Source organism: Acinetobacter sp. UBA3132, from assembly GCF_002364825.1.
GTDB classification, from domain to species: Bacteria; Pseudomonadota; Gammaproteobacteria; order Pseudomonadales; family Moraxellaceae; genus Acinetobacter; species Acinetobacter schindleri.
This window is the reverse complement of record NZ_DEZM01000151.1, coordinates 1-3,075: the sequence shown is the minus strand read 5'-3', so window position 1 is coordinate 3,075 and position 3,075 is coordinate 1. Positions and strand designations below refer to the sequence as shown.

Genomic DNA, 3,075 nt, shown 5'->3' with positions numbered 1-3,075 from the left:
TACTGGAGCTTGAGCCTGAACGCGTCCTGACGCTGTTTACTCTGAAAGGTCGTGATGATCAGCGCTTAAAGCGTGTATTAGAGCTTGCTGAACCGTTTGGGATTAGTGTGCAACAGGCTAGTCGCGACAAACTGGAAAAACTGGCAGGTTTGCCGTTCCATCAGGGGGTGGTAGCAGCAGTGCGTCCGCATCCAACTTTAAATGAAAAAGATTTAGAAGAGCTTTTAAAACAAGATTCGCAAGCACTTTTATTAGCGCTTGACCAAGTCACCGATCCGCATAATCTCGGTGCCTGTATCCGTACGGCAGCAGCCATGGGTGTTGTGGCTGTAATCGTGCCACGTGACCGTTCTGCAAGTTTGACACCGACAGCGCGTAAAGTCGCAGCCGGTGGTGCCGAGAAAGTTAAATTTATTCAGGTCACTAATCTGGCACGTACTCTGGGGCAGATCAAAGACGACTTTAATGTCCGTGTTGTGGGGACTATGCTGGATGAGAAAGCATTACCAATTCAGCAATTTGATTTTACTGGTACTGGTGTCTGCGTGGTAATGGGGGCGGAAGATACCGGTCTGCGTCCAATTACGCAAAGTCAGTGTGATCAAACGGTTTATATTCCGATGGCAGGCAACTTGCAAAGTTTAAATGTAAGTGTGGCAACAGGTATGGCTTTATATGAAGCCTGCCGTCAGCGTAATGCTTAATCCCTGATGAGATTATCCACACGTGCACAAGGTTATTTTTTCCTCTTAACGACCATGTGTATCTGGGGCGGTTTTACTTTAACCGCTCGCCTGAATGCAATCTGGCAGATCAGTGCCTGGGATATCGTCGCACTACGCTTCTCTCTGGCTTTTCTGATTCTCATGCCGATTTTAATCTATCGTAAAGAGGCTTCTTTTTTATTGAAAAAAGAATCTTTTATCCTGGCTATGATCGGTGGAGTGGTGTATTGCCTGTTTGCTTATAGCGCATTCCATTACGCGCCGACTGCCCATGCCGCCATTTTCTTGAATGGCTGCATACCGTTGTGTACCGCAGTGATGGCTTATTTTCTGATGAATCAGGCTTTTGATAAACATACCTGGATCAGTCTGAGCATTATGATCGGGGTGCTGTGTCTGATGAGCGTACTGATGTATCAGGAAACAGGTGTGGCCTTTGGGGCAGGGGATGTCCTGTTTTTCATCAGTGCGATTTTATGGGGGATATTTACGGTCTTGTTACGTAAATATCAACTGTCTGCCTGGCAAGCCATGTGTGGCGTGGCAATTTGGTCGGCTGTGGTGTATGTGCCGATTTATCTGCTGTTCTTACCTAAAAATTTAACTGTACCTGAGCCCCACCATTTACTATTTCAAACACTTTTCCACGGGGTGTTTGTGGTTATTATTGCGACTCTAACTTATGTAGAAGCGATTAAGCGGCTTGGCGCATTTAAAGCAGGCAGTATTACCAATCTGGCACCTTTTATTGCGGCTATTCTGGCAGTGCCTTTGTTGAATGAAACGCTGAGTCTGGCGATGGTCTGTGGTCTGATCGGGATGGCAATCGGTGCCTTGCAGCCATGGCGCTGGCTGCAACATCAGGACAGTTTGGCCATCAAACTTGAAGAACAAAAAAAGCAGTCTTGATGACTGCTTTTTTTATTAGTTCAGAGCCCTTTGCAAATATTGTTCATGTAGAGGCTGTAGATGCGCATATAAGTGCTCCAGATGGCCATCATTTAATACGATATCATCCGCCAGTTGCTGTTTTTGTTCACGGGGCATCTGAGCAGCAATAATGCGATGAATCTGTTCAATATTTTGACCATCACGCTGTGCAGCACGCTGGATCTGCAACTCAATCGAAGCATCAATCAGTAAGGTATGGTCGGTAAGTTCATGCTGATTGGTTTCAAACAGCAGGGGAGACACCAGAATCACATAAGGACTTTGTGCATCCTGTAATTGCTGAATAATCGATTGGCGAATTGCGGGATGAGTAATGCTTTCTAAGATTCTACGGGCATCATTGGATTGGAAAATATGTTCGCGTAAAGCACGACGGTTTAAGGTACCATCTTCCTGTAATACCCAGTCACCAAAAGCTTGCTGAATTTGTAGCAGTGCTGGCTGACCGACTTCGACAATCTCGCGTGCCACAACATCAGCATCCACGACCACAATACCATGCTGTTCAAACCATTGACTGGCAGCAGATTTGCCGCTGCCAATACCACCTGTCAGACCTAGTATAAATTTCAAATTATTGACCTAAATAGACTTTCATAATCTGCTCGCCCCACAGGAAAGCGATCCAGCCGGCAATGGCAATATAAGGACCAAAAGCAAAAGGCTGATTTTCCTTACGCACTTTTAGCAGGATAATGCCAATGATTGCACCGACGAGTGATGACAATAATACAATTAGTGGCAACATTAACGGTCCCATCCAGGCACCTAGAGCAGCCAGCAATTTAAAGTCACCATAACCCATGCCTTCTTTACCAGTTACTATTTTGAACAGGTAGTACACGACCCATAAACACAGGAAGCCGATGATATAACCCCAGATGGCTGAAGTTGGTGAGGTGTAAATTGCATAGCTATTTACCCCTAAGCCTAAAGCTGCAAGCGGAAGGGTATAGCGATCTGGAAGCAGCTGGGTATCAAAGTCAATAAAGGTTAGTGCAATGAGAATATAAGTCAGCACCAGACCGAACAACATTTGTATGGTAGGACCCAATACAGCCAAAACGGTCAATGCACAAACTGCTGTTAGAATTTCAATGAATGGATAACGGGCACTAATTGGATTTTGACAGTTAGCGCATTTGCCGCGAAGAGCCAGCCAGCTGATCACAGGAATATTTTGATACCAGCGAATCCGTGTATGACATTTTGGACAGGTCGACGCAGGTTTACTTAATGTGAGCTTGCTTTCATCAATGATCGGTTGATCAGGGTGTAAAAACAGCTGGCAGTCGTTACGCCATTCCTGTTCCATCATTTTAGGGGTGCGGTAAATTACGACATTCAGGAAACTACCGATACAGAGACTAAAAAGCCCGACTGCAATATAGAGCGCAGT

At 45.5% G+C, this 3,075-nt stretch carries 4 protein-coding genes; 2 read left to right on the top strand and 2 right to left on the bottom strand.

Annotation, left to right across the window (positions count from 1 at the left end; translation table 11 throughout):
- Positions 1 to 2 precede the first annotated feature (2 nt).
- Together rlmB and B4033_RS08460 are read left to right on the top strand one after the other, a co-directional pair.
- Positions 3 to 704, top strand: a complete 702-nt coding sequence (gene rlmB / locus B4033_RS08465) for a 23S rRNA (guanosine(2251)-2'-O)-methyltransferase RlmB (protein ID WP_286833178.1) — start codon at positions 3 to 5, stop codon at positions 702 to 704.
- A gap of 6 nt (positions 705 to 710) precedes the next feature.
- Positions 711 to 1,634 carry a DMT family transporter gene (locus tag B4033_RS08460; RefSeq protein WP_286833177.1) on the top strand — a complete coding sequence of 308 codons (924 nt, stop codon included), beginning with the start codon at positions 711 to 713 and terminating at the stop codon, positions 1,632 to 1,634.
- Between the two features lie 15 nt (positions 1,635 to 1,649).
- Here B4033_RS08460 and coaE read toward each other — a convergent pair whose 3' ends face one another.
- Complete coding sequence (gene coaE / locus B4033_RS08455) at positions 1,650 to 2,249, bottom strand: dephospho-CoA kinase (RefSeq protein WP_286833174.1); 600 nt, start codon at positions 2,247 to 2,249, stop codon at positions 1,650 to 1,652.
- A 1-nt stretch (position 2,250) separates the two neighbouring features.
- Positions 2,251 to 3,075, bottom strand: an 825-nt coding sequence (locus tag B4033_RS08450; RefSeq protein ID WP_286833171.1) for a prepilin peptidase, incomplete at its 5' end; no start/stop codon positions are given.